This is a genomic window from uncultured Streptomyces sp. (genome assembly GCF_947488945.1).
Lineage (GTDB): Bacteria > Actinomycetota > Actinomycetes > Streptomycetales > Streptomycetaceae > Streptomyces.
On the sequence record NZ_CANLBS010000029.1, the window covers coordinates 33,049 to 50,100 of the forward strand.

At 72.6% G+C, this 17,052-nt stretch carries 11 protein-coding genes; 3 read left to right on the top strand and 8 right to left on the bottom strand.

Annotation, left to right across the window (positions count from 1 at the left end):
• Positions 1–246 precede the first annotated feature (246 nt).
• The 3 genes from Q0994_RS30810 to Q0994_RS30820 all read right to left on the bottom strand — a co-directional run bounded on the left by Q0994_RS30810 (position 247) and on the right by Q0994_RS30820 (position 6,858).
• Entirely contained in the window at positions 247–3,411 is a 3,165-nt protein-coding gene (locus Q0994_RS30810; RefSeq protein ID WP_299541368.1) for a phosphocholine-specific phospholipase C, read from the bottom strand.
• Between the two features lie 304 nt (positions 3,412–3,715).
• The gene (locus Q0994_RS30815; protein WP_299541370.1) at positions 3,716–5,383 is read right to left on the bottom strand and encodes an amidohydrolase; all 1,668 of its coding nucleotides are present in this window, start codon (positions 5,381–5,383) and stop codon (positions 3,716–3,718) included.
• A gap of 62 nt (positions 5,384–5,445) precedes the next feature.
• Complete coding sequence (locus Q0994_RS30820; RefSeq protein ID WP_299541372.1) at positions 5,446–6,858, bottom strand: cytosine permease; 1,413 nt, start codon at positions 6,856–6,858, stop codon at positions 5,446–5,448.
• 239 nt (positions 6,859–7,097) lie between these two features.
• Here Q0994_RS30820 and Q0994_RS30825 point away from each other — a divergent pair, with 239 nt between their 5' ends.
• Positions 7,098–7,712, top strand: coding sequence for a TetR/AcrR family transcriptional regulator (locus tag Q0994_RS30825; protein ID WP_299541374.1), 615 nt, complete (start codon positions 7,098–7,100; stop codon positions 7,710–7,712).
• A 307-nt stretch (positions 7,713–8,019) separates the two neighbouring features.
• Here Q0994_RS30825 and Q0994_RS30830 read toward each other — a convergent pair whose 3' ends face one another.
• Together Q0994_RS30830 and Q0994_RS30835 are read right to left on the bottom strand one after the other, a co-directional pair.
• Complete coding sequence (locus Q0994_RS30830) at positions 8,020–10,239, bottom strand: NADP-dependent isocitrate dehydrogenase (protein WP_299541376.1); 2,220 nt, start codon at positions 10,237–10,239, stop codon at positions 8,020–8,022.
• A 222-nt stretch (positions 10,240–10,461) separates the two neighbouring features.
• Positions 10,462–10,830 carry a hypothetical protein gene (locus Q0994_RS30835; RefSeq protein ID WP_299541378.1) on the bottom strand — a complete coding sequence of 123 codons (369 nt, stop codon included), beginning with the start codon at positions 10,828–10,830 and terminating at the stop codon, positions 10,462–10,464.
• A gap of 230 nt (positions 10,831–11,060) precedes the next feature.
• Between Q0994_RS30835 and Q0994_RS30840 the strand changes: the two genes are divergently transcribed.
• Entirely contained in the window at positions 11,061–11,825 is a 765-nt protein-coding gene (locus tag Q0994_RS30840) for a hypothetical protein (RefSeq protein ID WP_299541380.1), read from the top strand.
• 235 nt (positions 11,826–12,060) lie between these two features.
• Here the strand turns inward: Q0994_RS30840 and Q0994_RS30845 are convergent, their stop codons facing one another.
• The 3 genes from Q0994_RS30845 to Q0994_RS30855 all read right to left on the bottom strand — a co-directional run bounded on the left by Q0994_RS30845 (position 12,061) and on the right by Q0994_RS30855 (position 16,321).
• Positions 12,061–13,629: an NCS1 family nucleobase:cation symporter-1 gene (locus Q0994_RS30845; protein WP_299541382.1), complete on the bottom strand. Its 1,569-nt coding sequence runs from the start codon at positions 13,627–13,629 to the stop codon at positions 12,061–12,063.
• Between the two features lie 133 nt (positions 13,630–13,762).
• On the bottom strand, positions 13,763–14,764 hold the full coding sequence (locus Q0994_RS30850) for a TIGR03842 family LLM class F420-dependent oxidoreductase (protein WP_299541384.1): 1,002 nt from the start codon (positions 14,762–14,764) through the stop codon (positions 13,763–13,765).
• Between the two features lie 441 nt (positions 14,765–15,205).
• Entirely contained in the window at positions 15,206–16,321 is a 1,116-nt protein-coding gene (locus Q0994_RS30855) for an AI-2E family transporter (protein ID WP_299541386.1), read from the bottom strand.
• Positions 16,322–16,537: 216 nt separating this feature from the next.
• Here Q0994_RS30855 and Q0994_RS30860 point away from each other — a divergent pair, with 216 nt between their 5' ends.
• A complete protein-coding gene (locus tag Q0994_RS30860; RefSeq protein WP_299541388.1) occupies positions 16,538–17,029 on the top strand; it encodes a lamin tail domain-containing protein in 492 nt (163 codons plus the stop codon).
• Positions 17,030–17,052 lie beyond the last annotated feature (23 nt).

Sequence of the window (17,052 nt, forward strand, 5' to 3'; positions counted from 1 at the left end):
GTCGGATGCGCAACGTAACCGGCGCCGGGCGGTGCGCGGCGGCAGGCGCGGGGTGAACGGCCGCGTGTCCCTGATGGTTCGTCAGTCACCCTGCCTGTGGCGGGTCATGGCCGGCCGGACGGGCCCGGCGGGACGCGCCGCGGGCCGCCGCCGGACGGTCCACCCGAACGGCCGCCCGGCATCCGCGCGACGCCGGGGCCCCGCGGCGCGGGTCGCGTGACGCCGGGCCCCGTTCGCGCCGTGCCGTCAGTCGGTGACCGGGTCCGTGCCGAGCCGGATGTTGTCCAGGGCCCAGAACCAGTTGTTGCCGGCGTCGAACATGCGGAACTCCAGGCGTACCGAGGTCGCGCCCGCCGGGACGGCGAGGTCGCGGGTGATCAGGGCGTTCTCGGCGTCCTTGCCGGCGTTGTCGTTGCCGGTGGCGTCGGCACTGTAGTACAGCAGGCGGGTCTGCTCGCCGGTGTCGAAGACGGCGGTGACCGCGGCCTTCTGGGGCGCCTCCTGGCGGTAGTGGGAGTGGAAGCCGAGGTACAGGCGACCGGTGCCGGCGGGGAGGGCGACGGTCGGGGAGACCAGCGTCGAGTCGTACTTCCCCTTGGAGGCCGCGGAGCCCGTGTCGTCCCAGTCGTCGGGGTCGGCGACGGCGACGATGCCGAGGGCGCGGCCGAACGCGGCGCGGTCCTGGCCGCCGACGGCGAAGCGGCGTTTCGTCATGAAGCTCCAGCCCTGGAGTTCGGGGGTGCCCTGCGGCATGGTCGCCGCGTTCACCACCTGCCAGCCGTCGGGGGCCTGCGCGGTCCAGCCGAGGACCCCGGCGGAAGCGGTGAGCTTGCCGGTGAGGGACTCGAAGTTCTCGCCGATCAGGTGGCCGGCCATGACGGGCGCGGTGCCGGCGGAGACCTCGCCGTCGGCGAACGCGAGCCGGTCGCCGGCCCGGCCGCGCGCGGTGACCAGCAGGCGGTGCTGCCGGCCGGCCGCGCCCTCGGGCACCTCCAGGCGGTAGACGGCGGTGGCGGTGGCTCCGGCGGCCAGGCGCGTCGGCGGGGCGGTGGCGGTGCGCACCGTCCAGCCGGCCGGGGCGACGAACTCCGCTTCCAGACCGCGGACCTCGTCCGTGGCCGCGAAGGTGACGGTGACGTCCTGGGCGCTGCCGGGGACGAGGACGGACTCGTCGATGGTGACGGAGGCGGCCGGCACCTTCACGGTGACGGACAGCGGGTCGGCGAGGCCCATCGCCGGGTCGGTGACGCCCTGGCCGTCCGCCGGCAGCCGGCCGGCGGCACGGCGCACGAACCGCAGGTCGTCCTGGAGCGTGACGGCGACGTCGTACCAGTGCTCGCGGGCCACCTCGGTCTTGATCTTCTCGGTGTGGCCGGCCTTGACGCGGACCTCGCGGACGCCGCCGCCGTAGGCGAGGTCGCCGACGAGGAAGGTGTGCGAGTGGCGGCGGTCGCGGTTGATCAGGTCGATCTGCAGGCGGCGGCCGTCGGGGGCCCCGGAGACGGCCGCGTCGCAGACGTCGGCGGCGGTGCCGCGGTAGGTCCGGAGGTAGCCGTTGGGGCCGTGCACCCGCAGGTCGTAGCCGTCGTCGCCGAACTCCTCGACGGCGGTCAGGCTGTGGCCCGCGCCGACCGTCCAGTGGCGGGGAGCCGTACCGGGCTCGGGGTACGAGGCGAAGACGGCTCCCACGGCGCCCTCGTTGCGCAGGGTGAGCTCCAGCCGCCCCTCGCGCAGCACGTGGGCGACCCGCAGGTCGTACGGGTCCGGGCGGGTGGTGCGGGTGCCGCGCTTCTGGACCGGGAAGACCTGGGGCACGGGCACCGTGGGGGCGGGGAGCTTGCCGGTATCGGTGACCTTCCGGCGGTTGCCGCTGGTGTCGGGCAGGTCGGGCCATCTCGGTTCGTCGCCCGAGAAGTCGAAGACCGACGTCAGGTCGCCGGTGACCGCCCGGCGCCAGGGGCTGATGTTGGTCTCGGCGACGCCGAAGCGCCGCTCCAGCAGTTTGATGACCGAGGTGTGGTCGTAGACGGTGGAGTCGACGACGCCGCCGCGGGTCCACGGCGAGACGATGGTCATGGGCACCCGCAGGCCGAGCCCGAGGTTGTAGGGGCCGCCGGTCCGCGTCTCGCCCTCGGGCAGGGTGTCCGACCAACTCAGCGTGGAGTCGGCGTTCTTGACGCGGTACTTGCCGTCCTGCGAGACGACCCGGTAGTAGGTGCTGGTGCCCTTGGCGACGCGGACCACGACCTCGCCGTCGACGGGGACGGTGGAGGCGCCGGCCCGGTCGCTGAGCGGAGGCACGGGCGGCTGCACGTGGTCGAAGAAGCCGCCGTGCTCGTCGTAGTTGAGGATGAAAGCGGTCTTGGCCCACACGTCGGGGTTGTCGGCGAGCGCGGCGAGCAGCCGGGCGGAGAGGTGCTCGCCGTTCGGCGGCGCGTAGCTGGCGTGCTCGGAGAGCGCGGCGGGGGCGACGATCCAGGAGACCTGGGGCAGCGTGTCGCCCGCCACGTCGGCGGCGAAGGCGGCGACCAGCGCGTCGCCCATGGCGAACGGATCGCCGGACTGGGACGCGGACCCGACCCGGCCGAGGCCGCGGTCGTGGAGGGGCTCGCCGGCCTCGGACTGCTTGAAGGCGGTGAACCAGGCGAGGGCGTTGTCGTCGAAGTTGTCCTGCGCCTGGTAGGTCTTCCAGGTGACGCCGGCGTCCTGGAGCCGCTCGGCGTAGGTCTTCCACTCGTAACCGGCGGCCGGTTCGGAGTTGTCCACGACCGCGAGGTCGCGCACCGTGCCGCCGCTGGTGCCGGTCATGAAGTGTTCGCGGTTGGGGTTGGTGCTGGTCTCCATCGACGCGTGGTAGTTGTCGCAGACCGTGAAGGTGGAGGCGAGCGCGTGGTAGAACGGCATGTCTTCGGGGGCGTAATAGCCGTGTCCCAGCCAGCCGTTGGAGCGCTTGGAGACATAGCCGTCGGCGATCCCGCCGTTTCTGGCGTTCATCGACTCGCCGAAGCCGAAGCCGGCCGCGCCCTGCTGGTAGGCGCTGGTGTGGGCGGCGTTCATGGCGTACGGGGCCAGCCAGCCCTCGGCCCGGCCGGCGTCGGGCTGGCAGAAGACCGGCATGCCGTTGGCGCCGCGCACGGCGGTGCGGTCGCCGAAGCCCCGGACGCCTTCCACGGTGCCGTAATAGTGGTCGAAGGAACGATTCTCCTGCATGAAGACGACGATGTGTTCGACGTCTTCGAGCTTCCCCTTCCTGGCGGGGGCTGCCAGCGCCTGCCGCAGGCTCAGCGGCAGGGCGCCCAGCACCCCGGCGGCCACCGCGCCGCCGAGCAGGGTGCGCCGGCTCACGGCCCGCGGGGATCGTCCGGCTTCGGCGCCCGGGGACCCGGCCGCGCCGGTTTCGTTCTCGTTCATGAACGGTTCTCTCACTCGCATCGGGGGGACTCATGTCGGCACCAGGCGCGTGGGGGCGTTCGGAGAGATCTCACCGGACGGCACTGTGGTCCAGACCCGTTATTTTTACGTGACAAGTATGGCCGGAACGCGTGCGCCATGTGAAGAGCCGATGACGCACGCGCATGAACGGGCAAAGAGCCCCGACACGTCCGGACGGCCGCTCCCGCTCGGCCCGTGACGCGCGGAACGCCGGTCCTCGCACAGGCCGGTTCGGGCCCGCGCGGTCCGGCGCTCCGCGCGTCGCACGCACTGCGCGGCGGCGTCAGCGCGCGGCGGCCTCGTGCACGATCTCCCCCGCCACCACGACGGTCTCGGCGACCGTGCCGGGGATGTCCTGCGCGGGGACGGCCAGGATGTCGCGGGAGAGCACCACGAAGTCGGCCGCCTTGCCCACGGTCAGCGATCCGCGCTCGCGCTCCAGGAAGTTGGCGTACGCGGAACCCATCGTGTAGCCGTACACCGCCGCCTCCACGTCGACGGTCTCCTCCTCCCTCCAGACGGTGCCGCCGTCCAGCGAACGACGGGTGACGGCGGTGTAGATGCCGATCATGGGGTCCATCTCGGCGACGTTCCAGTCGCTGGAGAAGGCCAGCACCGCGCCCGCCCGGGCCAGGCTGCGCATGGGCCACGCCTTGTGCCAGCGCTCGTCGCCGATGTTGCGCGCCCAGTCCTGGCCGGGGCCGGCGATCTCGGGGGCGCAGTGCCGCGGCTGCATGCAGGCGACCACGCCGAGTTCGGCGAACCGGGGCACGTCCTGCGGGTCGCAGCACTCGACGTGCACGATCTGGTGGCGCGCGTCGCGCGGGCCGTTGACGCGGGAGGCGTGCTCGACGGCGTCCAGTACGGTGCGGATGCCCCGGTCGCCGGTGGCGTGCACGAAGCACTGGAAGCCGCGGGCGTCGAGCTCGGCGAGCAACTCGGAGAACTCCTGCGGCGGGTAGAAGGTGTCGCCGCGGTGGCTGCCGCAGCCGGTGTAGGGCTCCAGCAGGGCGGCGGTGCGGGGCTCCACCACGTCGTCGATGTAGAGCTTCAGCGGACCGACGCTGAACCGGTCGTCGTCGAACTCCCGTGCCGCCTCGGCGAACCGGTCGAGCTCGGCCCCGGTGGTGCCGCGCGGGTGGAAGAGCGCCGCCACCACGCGGGAGCGCATCCGTCCCTCGTCGCGGGCGCGCTCGTAGAGGGCGAGGTCGTCCAGGGAGTTCTGCGGTTCGACCACGGTGGTGATGCCGAAACCGATCGCGTCGTCCAGCGACCGGACGAGCCGGCCGTACTGGCGCTCGGGCGAGGCCCACGGCACCCCGTGGTCGCGGAGCGCCCGGTGGCCGTCGCGGGACAGGCCGCGCACCGCGAAGTCGGTGACGAAGCCGGTGGGCAGACCGGTCTCCGGGTCGGTCCTGGCGATGCCGAACGGGAGCTCGGTGCGGTCGGCGGTGATGCCCAGCCGTTGCAGCGCGGCGGTGTTGAGCCAGGCGGTGTGCACGTCGTAGCTGAGCACGATCGCGGGGGTGTCCCCGGTGACCGGGTCGAGGTCGGCGGCGCACGGCATCCGGCCACCGGGGACGGCGCTGTAGTCGAACGCCTCGGCCTCGATCCACTCGGCGTCCGGGTGGGCGTTGAGCCAGTCGCCGATGCGGCGCAGCACCTCGTCGAGGTCGCCGGCGCCGGCGAGCTGTACGCAGGCGTCGTCGGAGCCGAGGCGCACGTGGTTGTGGGCGTCGACGAAGCCGGGCAGCACCAGCCGTCCCGCCGCGTCCACCACCCGCGTCCCCGGTCCGGCCCAGGCGTCCGCCGCCGCGTCGTCGCCGAGCCAGACGATCCGCCCGTCGGCGACGGCCATGGCCTCGGCGGACGGCAGCGCCGGATCGACGGTGTGGATACGGGCGTTGCGGACCAGCAGATCGGCGGCGCGGAGGTGCGGGGTGCTGTTCATGCGCGTGTTCCTTGTTCGCGGGGGGTGCGGGGTTCGCGGGGGTGCCGGCGGGGCGGGCCGGCTCAGACGGCGGGGCGGACGTCCCGGCGGCCGAGCAGCCGGTAGACGGCGGCGGCGACGAGTGCTCCGGCGGCGCTCAGGTCCAGGCCGCCGAGCGGGGCGACCAGCGGACCGGTCCACAGGGTGCTGTCGCAGGTGAGGGCGGCGAAGACCATGCCGGCCAGCAGCGCGACGACACCGGCCGGGTGGAATCCGGCCCGGTACCAGTAGGAGCCGGAGCCGCTGACGTGCAGCGCGGGGGCGTCGTACTGGCAGCGGCGCATCACCATGTCGGTGAGGAAGACGCCGGCCCAGGGGGCGAAGACGATGACGAGGAGGGAGAGGAAGGAGAGCAGCGACTCGGTGAAGTCGACCAGGAAGAGCGCGGCGAGCGAGCCGACCGCCGTGACGGCCGCGCTGATCACGATGGCCTTGGAGCGGCCCCACGGGATGCCGAGCACCTGGAGGTTGAGGCTGGAGGAGTACAGCGTGATGATCGAGTTGGTGACCGAGCCGCCGAGCACCAGGGCGAGGAAGAGCGGCTGGAACCAGGACGGCAGCAGGTCCTGCGTGCCGGCGACGGCGTCGGTCAGGTCGGCCTGGGTGGCGGCTGCGGCGCCGGCGACACCGAGGGCGACGGACGAGACGAATCCGCCGAGCGCGCCGTTGAGGGTCAGTGGGCCGAGCTTGGTGGTGCGGGGCAGGTAGCGGGTGTAGTCGGCGGGCATCGGCACGTAGCTGATCGGCCCGGCGAGCATCACGACGAAGGCGAAGGACCAGGCCGCGGCGTCGGCGTCGCCGCCGGCCGAGGTGTCGGTGCCGGGCAGCAGCAGGACCAGCAGGACCGCGAACCCGAGGGCGAGGACGTACGCCATCCAGCGCTCGGCCCACTGCACGGTGGCGTGGCCCCACAGCGCGACGGCGAAGGTGAGCACCAGGGTGACCGCCAGCGCGAAGACCTTGGCGCCCGCGCCGTCCCAGCCGAGCGAGGCGCAGCACGCTTGCAGGGCCAGCGCGCCGACCACGGTGTTGACGATGGTGTAGCCGATGCTGACGATCCAGTTCAGCAGCCCGGCGGGCCAGTTGCCGCGCGGTCCGAAGGCGGCGCGGGATATCACCAGCGTCGCGGTGCCGGTGCGTACGCCGCTGAAGCCCGCCGCGCTGATGGCGGCGAAGGTCAGGCCGCCGGCCACCACGGCGAGGACGGCCTGCCAGAACGACAGCCCGAAGGAGACCGCGAGGGCTCCGTTGATGACGTAGGTGAAGGTGAGGTTGGAGCCGAACCAGAGCCAGAACAGGTCCCGCGGACCTCCGTGCCGCTCCTCGTCGGGGATGGGGTCGATGCCGTGCTGCTCGACCTGGAACACCTCGTCGGCGTCGGACCCGCCGCGTCCGCCGGAAGGCGGCGCCTGGGTCACGGCCTCGTTCGTCGTCATGAGTGGACCGCCCCTGCTGGGTGGTGCCGTGGGTGCGGCCACGACAGCGATGATCTCGAATGAATGATCTTGAATGCCGTTCAAATTTCTAGAACGACATTCAAGATGCGCCGTGACCCCCGGCACGGTCAAGGGTTTAACCTGAACTTCACGCGAGAACGGCCGGTCCGCCGGGGTGCGGCCGGGGCACGGGCCTCGGCGCGCCGCACGGGCACGGGCCGGACGAAGGGACGAGCGCGGTGGCACGGGCGAAGACGGCGGGCGCGGACGGGGACCAGGGTGACGACCTGCGGACCCGGATCCTCACCGAGGCGATGCTCGCGATCGCCGAGACCGGCCTCTCGGGGCTGACGATGTCCGCACTGGCCCGCCGGCTGGATACCAGCGGCGGCCATCTGCTGTACTACTTCGGCACCAAGGACCGGCTTCTGCTGGAGGCCCTGCGGCACAGCGAGGGCGGGCTCGCCCGGGAGCGGCTGGCGCTGACCGCCGGCCGCGGCTCACCGGCCCGGCGGCTCGACCGGTTCATGCGCCTCTACCTGCCCACCGGCGCGCGCGATCCGCGCTGGATGCTCTGGATCGAGCTGTGGCCGCGCTCGGGCGGCGACCCCGCGCTGCGCGACGCGCAGCGCGAACTGGACCGCGCCTGGGAGAGCGACCTGGTCACCCTGCTCGCGGACGGGGCGGAACGCGGCGTCTTCGCCCTGCCTGATCCCCCGGCCCGCGCCGCCCAACTCCTCGCCCTGCTCGACGGCTTGAGCACCCGTGTCCTGCTGGGCCACGACGACCTCGACCGCAACGGCGCGATCGCGGCGGCCCGTTCGGCGGCGTCGGCGCTGATCCCGGGGGCATAGGCGGGCGTAGGCGGGCGTAGGCGGGCGTAGGCGGGCGTAGGCGGGCGTAGGCGGGCGTAGGCGGGCGTAGGCGGGCGTGGGGCGGCCCACGGGGGCGGAGCCCGGCGGCAGCGGGGCGACGGGTCCGGCGGCAGCGGGACGGCGGGTCCGGCGGCAGCGGGGCGACGGACGGGGCCGCGGGTCCGGGCCTCCGCCGCTCCCGGGCACGCACCGGCCGGCGGCCCGCACGCACACGCCCGCCCCGGCCGGGCACGGGGCCTGGCCGGGGCGGGCGCGAGGGATGCGGCGGGGGGCGCCGCCGGTCGGATCAGACGAGGCTCGCGATGGCCTCGTTGAACGTCGTCGACGGGCGCATCACGGCCGCGGCCTTGGCCGGGTCGGGCTGGTAGTACGCGCCGATGTCGGCCGGCGAGCCCTGGACCGCGATCAGCTCGGAGACGATGGTCTCCTCCTGCTCGGTCAGGGTCTTCGCCAGCGGCGCGAACGCCTCGGCGAGCTGGGCGTCGTCGGTCTGACGGGCCAGCTCCTGCGCCCAGTACAGCGCCAGGTAGAAGTGGCTGCCGCGGTTGTCGATGCCGCCGAGCTTGCGGCTCGGGGACTTGTCCTCGTTGAGGAAGGTGCCGGTCGCACGGTCCAGGGTGTCCGCGAGGACCTGGGCGCGGGCGTTGCCGGTGGTCTGCGCGAGGTGCTCGAAGCTGACCGCGAGGGCGAGGAACTCGCCCAGGCTGTCCCAGCGCAGGTAGTTCTCCTTGACGAGCTGCTGGACGTGCTTCGGGGCGGAGCCGCCGGCGCCCGTCTCGAAGAGGCCGCCGCCGTTCATCAGCGGGACCACGGAGAGCATCTTCGCGCTGGTGCCGAGCTCCAGGATCGGGAAGAGGTCCGTGAGGTAGTCGCGGAGCACGTTGCCGGTGACGGAGATGGTGTCCTCGCCGCGGCGGATGCGCTCCAGGGAGAAGGCGGTGGCCTCCTCCGGGGTGCGGATGGAGATGTCCAGGCCGTCCGTGTCGTGGTCGGCGAGGTAGGTCTTCACCTTGGCGATGAGGTTGGCGTCGTGCGCGCGGCCCTCGTCCAGCCAGAACACGGCCGGGACGCCGGTGGCGCGGGCGCGGGTGACGGCCAGCTTGACCCAGTCCTGGATCGGCAGGTCCTTGGTCTGGCACATGCGGAAGATGTCGCCGGCGCCGACGGTCTGCTCCAGGACGACACCGCCCTTCTCGTCCACGACGCGGACGGTGCCCGTGGCCGGGACCTCGAAGGTCTTGTCGTGGCTGCCGTACTCCTCGGCCTTCTGCGCCATCAGACCGACGTTGGGCACCGAGCCCATGGTGGCCGGGTCGAAGGCGCCGTTGGCGCGGCAGTCGTCGATGACGACCTGGTAGACGCCGGCGTAGCTGCTGTCCGGGAGGACGGCCAGGGTGTCGGCCTCGTTCCCGTCCGGGCCCCACATGTGGCCGGAGGTACGGATCATGGCCGGCATGGAGGCGTCCACGATGACGTCGCTGGGAACGTGCAGGTTGGTGATGCCCTTGTCGGAGTCGACCATGGCGAGGGCCGGGCCCTCGGCGAGCTCGGCCTCGAAGGAGGCCTTGATCTCGGCGCCGTTCGGGAGGGCGTCGAGGCCCTTGAGGATGCCGCCGAGGCCGTCGTTCGGGGTCAGGCCGGCCGACGCGAGCGCCTCGCCGTGGGAGGCGAAGGTCTTCGGGAAGAAGGCGCGGACCACGTGGCCGAAGATGATCGGGTCGGAGACCTTCATCATGGTGGCCTTGAGGTGGACGGAGAACAGCACGTCCTCGGACTTGGCGCGGGCCACCTGCGCGGTGAAGAACTCGCGCAGCGCGGCGACGCGCATGACCGCGGCGTCGACGACCTCACCGGCGAGCACCGGTACGGACTCGCGCAGCACGGTGGTGGAGCCGTCGTCGCCGACCAGCTCGATGCGCAGCGTGCCGTCCTCGGCGATCACGGCGGACTTCTCCGTGGAGCGGAAGTCGTCCACGCCCATGGTGGCGACGTTCGTCTTGGAGTCGGCCGTCCAGGCGCCCATGCGGTGCGGGTGCGCCTTGGCGTAGTTCTTCACCGAGGCGGGGGCACGGCGGTCGGAGTTGCCCTCGCGCAGGACCGGGTTGACGGCGCTGCCCTTGACCTTGTCGTAACGGGCGCGGACGTCCTTGTCCTCGTCGGTCTTCGGGTCGTCCGGGTAGTCCGGAAGCGCGTAGCCGAGGTCCTGGAGCTCCGCGATGGCGGCCTTCAGCTGCGGGATCGACGCCGAGATGTTCGGCAGCTTGATGATGTTGGCGCCGGGCGTCTGGGCCAGCGCGCCGAGCTCGGCCAGCGCGTCATCGATACGCCGGCCGGCCTCCAGGCGCTCCGGGAAGCTGGCGATGATCCGGCCCGCGAGCGAGATGTCACGGCTCTCGACCGTGATCCCCGCGGTCGAGGCGTAGGCCTCGACGATGGGCAGGAACGAGTACGTCGCCAGGGCAGGGGCCTCGTCGGTGTGCGTATAGATGATGGTCGAGTCAGTCACCGGGTGCTCCGCTCCACGTCTGCAACATTGCTTGACATCAAGATATCCCGTGACCGGTGCGGGCTCCACAAGCACCCCGCACCTCTTCGCCCCGGCCCGGTGACGGAGCGGACCGCAGGGCGAAGAGGTGCGGGGCGGTGCGTCCCGGCGGCGACCGCGTCCCGCCGCACCGGACCGCCGCGCGCACGGCGGGCGGGATGCGGCGGGACGCCGTGGAGGGCGTCACGGGCGGACGTGGATCTCCCCGATACCGGTGCCGATCCTGCCGCAGTGCGCGGTGGACTGCCCGGTCCCGCCGGGGGCGAGGGTGACGTGCTCCCCGTCCACGTCCGGGGCCCAGCCGCAGACGAGGTGCACCCAGAACGTCTGGGTGGAGCCGCTGTTGTTGGTGCAGAGGGCGAAGCCGGTGTACTCGTCGTTGTTGTGGACGCCGGTGTGGCAGGAGAATCCCGGCGGGGTCGCGGCCGGCGCCGCGGCGGTCGCGGCGGTCGCGCCGAGCGGCGCCGCCAGTGCGGCGGCCAGCCCGAACGCGGCGGTGGCCCGTGCCGCGTTCCGGAAGAGGGTGGAAGAGGTCCCCGTGGACGGCTTCATGGTGCTGCTCCTTCGCGGAGATGGTGCTGTGCGGATTCGGCTCCGCAGGGCCGCGCCCTGCGGATCGCTCAAGAACTCCCCCACCGTGGGTGAGCAAAACACCCGGTGACTTCACTGTGCGTACACCGTTCACTGCGGTGACCGCTCCCCCGGCGTACGCTCGAAGGGCAACGGATCACGGGGGCGGCCGGCTGCTCGGGCCCCTTACGGGACCTTCGAAGGAGGGCGACGTGACCGGACACCGGAAGGCCGCACGGCTCGCTGCGGGCGCCGCGGCCGTGGTGCTGGCGGCCGCCTCCGCGACGGTGGCGCGGGCCGACGACATCGGCGGGCTCAGCGCCGCACAGATCGTCGAGCGCTCCCGTGAGGCGCTGGCCGACGCGCAGTCGCTGCGGCTGCGGAGCACCGGCGACCTCGGCGGCGGGAGGGACGCCATGCGCGTCGACCTCACCCTTGACCGCGAGGGCAACTGCGCCGGCGGCGTCGACCTCGGGAACGGCGGGGGCTCCGTCCGGATCGTCGAGCGGGGGGACGACGTCTGGCTGAAACCGGACGAGGCGTTCTGGGAGAACCAGGTCCCGGGCGGCGGTACCGCCTTCGAGGCGGTCGTGGCGGGCCGCTGGATGAAGGGGGCCGCGACCGACCCGCGGCTGCGCACCGTGACACAGGCCTGTGACCTGGACACCTTCCGCGACCGGGTCCGGGACGGCACCGATCTCGGCGAGGACGCGGGCACGCTGGTGAAGGAGCCGGAGCGCCGGGTGGACGGCGTGTCCGTGGTGCCGGTGTCCGGGACGCGGGACCGGGAGCGCTTCACGGTGTACGTGTCCGCCGAGGGCACCCCGTATCCGGTGCGCGTCACCGTCGCCGGGCCGTCCGAGGACGTGACGGCCCGGCTGTCGGACTTCGACGAGCCGGTTCCGGCGGACACCCCGGCCGCCCGCGACACGGTGGACATCACGGCCGTGCTGGGGCGGACCACGTCCCCGGTGTGACAGCGCTCCGGTGTGACAGCTCCCTGGTGTGTCGGTGCTCCGGTGCCGTGCTCCGGAGCGACGGCTCCCCGGCCGGGCGCTCCCCCGGCCGGCGCTCCCCCGGCCGGCGCTCCCCCGGCCGGCGCTCCTCGGCAGCCGGAGCGCGGCGGGGCGCGGGAACCCCGTCGGCTTCCGGGCCGGCGCGGACCCGCGGCGCCGTGGCGGACGGTTCACCGCCCGCCACGGCGCCACGGGGTCAGGCCGCCTCGGGTCGCAGCCGGCGGGTGAGCGCCGCGTACACGACGAGCGACGAGGCGAGGCCGACCGCCCAGCCGTAGTCGGCGAGCGGCTTCAGGAACGGGATCAGGCCGTCGTCCGGGAACGGCCCGGCCCCCGGCGCCGAGTGCGAGCCGCCGACCGCGAGGACGCCGCCGATGACGAAGGCGGCCACCGCCCGCCAGTTCCAGCCCGCCGTGTACCAGTAGCGGCCGCCGGGCCGGTAGAGGTCGGGCAGGTCCAGCACGGTCCGGCGGACGATCCAGTAGTCGGCGATGAGGATGCCCGCGACCGTGCCGAGCAGCCCGCCGACCAACCCGAGCCAGGTGTAGATGTACAGCTCCGGGGTGCTGGTGAGCTTCCACGGCATCATCAGCACGCCCACGACACCGGCGATCAGCGCCCCGGTACGGAAGTTGACGAACTTCGGCAGGACGTTGGCCAGGTCGTAGGCGGGCGAGACGATGTTGGCGGCGATGTTCACGGAGATCGTCGCGACCAGGACCGTGATCAGTCCGAAGAGCAGCCCGAAGACGTTGTCGGTCCGGGCGACGAGCTGCACCGGGTCCCAGATGGCCTCCCCGTACACCGCCTGGGAACCGGAGGTGACGAAGACGGACAGCAGGGCGAAGAAGGTCATGGTGGTCGGCAGTCCGAGGGTCTGTCCCCATATCTGGGCGCGCTGCCCGGCCCCGAAGCGGGTGAAGTCGGGGATGTTGAGGGAGAGCGTCGACCAGAAGCCGATCATGCCCATCAGCGACGGGAAGAACACCGGCCAGAAGTCGCCGTCCCAGCCTAGCTTCGACGGCTGGTCGAGCAGCGGCCCGAAGCCTCCCGCGCGCACCGCGATCCAGACCAGCAGCACGACCGCGCCCACCAGCACGAACGGGGCGGCCCAGCTCTCGAACCGGCGCAGGGTGTCCATGCCCCGGTAGATGATGGCGAGTTCGAGCGCCCAGAAGAGGACGAAGCAGAGCCACAGCGTCCACGGCTCGCCGCCGATCCGCGAGGCGTCCGCCCAGCCGCCGAACAGCTTGCCCAGCAGGGTGAAGATGCCCACCCCGCCGATCCAGGTCTGGATGCCGAACCAGGCGCAGGCGACGGCGGCCCGGACGAGCGCCGGCAGATTGGCGCCGCGCAGCCCGAAGGAGGCGCGTGCGAGCACGGGGAACGGGATGCCGTACTTGGGCCCCGCGTGGCCGGTGAGCAGCATCGGCGCCAGCACGATCAGGTTGGCCAGGGCGATGGTGAAGACGGCCTGGATCCAGTCCATGCCGAGTGCGACCAGGCCCGAGGCGAGCAGCCAGGAGGGGATGTTGTGCGCCATCCCGATCCAGAGGGCGGCGAAGTTGTACGTGGTCCAGCGGCGCTGCTCCAGCGGGACGGGCAGCAGGTCCTCGTTGACGAAGGACGGGTGGTCGGGGACGGTGCCGGGGGCCAGTTCGACGCGGCCGGGCACCCCGGACGCCGGGTCCGGCGCGGCGGACGGGACGGCCGGTGGCGGTCCTTCGGGCGGAACGGGCGGGGTGGGCGGGACGGTTGCGGTCATTGCGGCTGGACCCTTCGCTCGGGGACGGTGCCGTGCGGGGCGGGGCGGGCGTGTACAGCCGGTGCGGGTGGGGCGGTGGGGACGGGCGTGCGGACGCGGGCGTGCGGTACGCGAGAGAGGGCGGTGCGGGGTGTCAGGCGCGGAGGGCCGGGATGATCCGTTCTCCGTAGGCGTCGATGGTGGCCTCCCGGGCGTCGTGCATGTTGTACACGGCGAACTGGTCGACGCCCAGGTCCCGGAGCACCTTCAGCTTCTCGATGTGCGCCTCGGCGGGGCCGAGCAGGCAGAAGCGGTCCACGATCTCGTCGGGCACGAACGCCGTGTCCGGGTTCCCGGTGCGGCCGTGGTGGCTGTAGTCGTAGCCGGACCGGCCGGCGATGTACGCGGTCAGCGCCTCGGGGACCAGCCCCGAGCCGGTGCCGTAGCGGGAGACCAGGTCGGCGACGTGGTTGCCGACCATGCCGCCGAACCAGCGGCACTGTTCCCGCGCGTGGTCGAGGTCGTCACCGACGTAGGCGGGCGCGGCCACGCAGATGGTGACCGCGTCGGGATCCCGCCCGGCCTCGGCGGCCGCCGTGCGGACCGCCTTCACCATGTACTCGGTGAGGTACGGGTCGGCGAGCTGGAGGATGAAGCCGTCCGCCTTCTGCCCGGCGAGGGCGAGCGCCTTGGGCCCGTACGCCGCCATCCAGACGGGCAGGTTGCCGTCCTTGACCCACGGGATGCGCAGCGGCTGCCCGTCCACGGTCGCCTCGCGTCCCTCGGCGAGGTCGCGGATGACGTCGATGGCCTCGCCCAGCCGGGCCAGCGTGTTGGGCTTGCGTCCGGCGACCCGCATCGCGGAGTCCCCGCGGCCGATGCCGCAGACCGTGCGGTTGCCGTACATGTCGTTGAGGGTCGCGAAGGTGGAGGCGGTCACCTCCCACGTGCGGGTGCCGGGGTTGGTCACCATCGGCCCCACGACGAGGCGTTCGGTGTGTTCCAGGATCCGGCTGTAGATGACGAAGGGCTCCTGCCAGAGCACCGCCGAGTCGAAGGTCCAGCCGTAGCGGAAGCCGTTGCGTTCCGCCCGGCGCATCAGTCCGACGACGGACGAGGCGGGCGGGTCTGTCTGCAGGACGAGTCCGAAGTCCATGACGGTGCTCCTGGTCCAGAAGGTGGCGGAGGGGCCCGCGCGGGGCGTTCCGGCGGCGCTGCGGGAACGGCGGAACACGGGTCCGGGAAACGGAGTACGGGGTGCGGGGTGCCGAGTGCGGGGGCAGGTGGGGGCCGGGCGGGAGCACGCCGGGGCCGGCCCCGGGGGCCTTCCCGGCGGCGTGCACGAGGAGAGCCTTCCACATCGGGACGTGCCGGGGAGGGGTCTCCGGCAACTCACGCTACGCGCGTCGCAGGAGGGACGGTCCCGGCCCCGTCCGGCGACTTCGGGAAGGGGTCCCCGGCGTGTCCGTCCCGGACGGCGGACGGCCTCCGCCCACCGGGAGGACCGGTGGGCGGAGGCCGTCGGGGAGGCGGGCGGGAGGCGGGCGGACCGGTGCGGGCAGGCAGGCCGGCCCGCACTCCGTGGGGCGGGGGCGGGTCAGGAGGGGACGGTGACGCCGTCCGGCACCCCGTCCTGCTCGGGCTCCAGCGGTGGATCGACGAGCTGTTGGCGTACGTAGTTCCAGACGACCGCGAGGACCGCGGCCACCGGGACGGCGAGCAGGCTGCCGACGATGCCCGCCAGGCTGCCGCCCAGCGTCACCGCGAGCAGGACCACGGCGGCGTGCAGGCCGAGTCCACGGCTCTGGATCATGGGCTGGAAGACGTTGCCCTCCAACTGCTGCACCACGATGATGATCGCCAGCACCAGCAGCGCGTCGGTGAGGCCGTTGGACACCAGCGCGATCAGCACCGCGACCAGTCCGGCGAAGAGCGCGCCGATGATCGGCACGAACGCGGAGACGAAGGTCAGCACCGCGAGCGGCAGCACCAGCGGCACGCCGAGGACCCACAGGCCGATGCCGATGAAGACGGCGTCGAGCAGGCCCACGAACGCCTGGGAGCGGACGAACGCGCCCAGCGTCTCCCAGCTGCGCTCGGCCACGACCGGGATGTCGGTGGCGAGCCGGCCCGGAAGCTGGCGCCGCAGCCACGGCAGGAAGCGGGGGCCGTCCTTCAGGAAGAAGAACATCAGGAACAGCGCCAGGACGGCGGTGACCAGCCCGTTGAAGAAGGTGCTGACACCCGTCACGGCCGCGGAGAGCACGCTGCCGACGCTGTCCTGCACGCGGGAGACGGCGCTGTCGAGGGCGGAGGAGATCTGGTCCTCACGGATGTTCAGCGGCGGCCCGGCGGCCCACTCGTGCACCTTGGTGATGCCGTCGACCACTCCGTCGCTCAGCTCGCCGGACTGGGAGGCCACCGGCACCGCGATGAGCGCGACGATGCCGGAGGCGACCAGCAGGAACAGCACCGTCACGGTGGCAGCGGCGAGGGCGGGGCGCCATCCGTGCCGGCGCAGGAAGCGGGCCAGCGGCCAGGTCAGGGTGGTGAGGAACAGGGCCACTATGAGCGGCCAGACGACCGACCAGGTCCGGCCGAGTGCCCACAGGGCGACCCCGGCCATGACGAGGACCAGCAGCACATCGAGCGATACGCGCGCGGAGGTTCTGAGGGCGGCGGCCGTCTTCGTGGAACTCAACGAGGCAGACATGCACGGCACCCTATGGGCAGAGGTGCCGTACCCGTGCATCGCCGGCGCTCCGGGGCCGGGCAAGCGGCTCCGGGGCGGGCCTCGCCGGGTCGGTGCCTCACCGACTCCTGGACGGCATGGAGCGATCTTCACCGGATGAAGACATATCCATCACCTCCTCTCCACGGGCCCGATAGGCTCCCCGAGTCTCAACCGCACCACCGAGGGGGGAACCTCATGCGAAAGCGCCATGTCCTGGCCGCGGCGGCCGTCGCCGCGCTGGCCGCGCTGTCGACCACACCGGCCCAGGCCGCGGAGTACAGCTCCGCGCTGAAGATCGCCGGCGTGCAGTACGACGCTCCGGGGACGGACTCCAACAGTTGCACCAAGGGCAACACCAAGCAGGAGTACGTGACGATCAAGAACTACTCGAAGACGGCCACCGTCGACCTCAAGGGCTACGTGGTCAGGGACGCGACGGGGAATCGTTTCACCTTCACCCGGCGGCACCTGCTCCAGCCCGGCGACCTGATCAAGCTGCGCGGCGGCCGGGGCACCGACTCCGACGCCGGCAACGTCGTCTACCGGAACAACTGCAACTTCATCTGGAACAACGACAAGGACACCATCAACCTGCTGAAGCCCTCGGGGGCGAAGGCGGACGTGCACGCGTACACCAAGAAGGGCAACGACAAGGACGGGAACGGCTACGTCACCTTCCACGGCTGACGGAGCCGGGTCCGGGGCGCGCC

Excerpts from the sequence above, each read along its gene's own strand:
- Q0994_RS30855 (WP_299541386.1), bottom strand. The coding sequence starts at position 16,321 with ATGTCTGCCTCGTTGAGTTCCACGAAGACGGCCGCCGCCCTCAGAACC.
- Q0994_RS30845 (WP_299541382.1), bottom strand. The coding sequence starts at position 13,629 with ATGACCGCAACCGTCCCGCCCACCCCGCCCGTTCCGCCCGAAGGACCG.
- Q0994_RS30835 (WP_299541378.1), bottom strand. The coding sequence starts at position 10,830 with ATGAAGCCGTCCACGGGGACCTCTTCCACCCTCTTCCGGAACGCGGCA.
- Q0994_RS30860 (WP_299541388.1), top strand. The coding sequence starts at position 16,538 with ATGCGAAAGCGCCATGTCCTGGCCGCGGCGGCCGTCGCCGCGCTGGCC.
- Q0994_RS30850 (WP_299541384.1), bottom strand. The coding sequence starts at position 14,764 with ATGGACTTCGGACTCGTCCTGCAGACAGACCCGCCCGCCTCGTCCGTC.
- Q0994_RS30820 (WP_299541372.1), bottom strand. The coding sequence starts at position 6,858 with ATGACGACGAACGAGGCCGTGACCCAGGCGCCGCCTTCCGGCGGACGC.
- Q0994_RS30815 (WP_299541370.1), bottom strand. The coding sequence starts at position 5,383 with ATGAACAGCACCCCGCACCTCCGCGCCGCCGATCTGCTGGTCCGCAAC.
- Q0994_RS30810 (WP_299541368.1), bottom strand. The coding sequence starts at position 3,411 with ATGAACGAGAACGAAACCGGCGCGGCCGGGTCCCCGGGCGCCGAAGCC.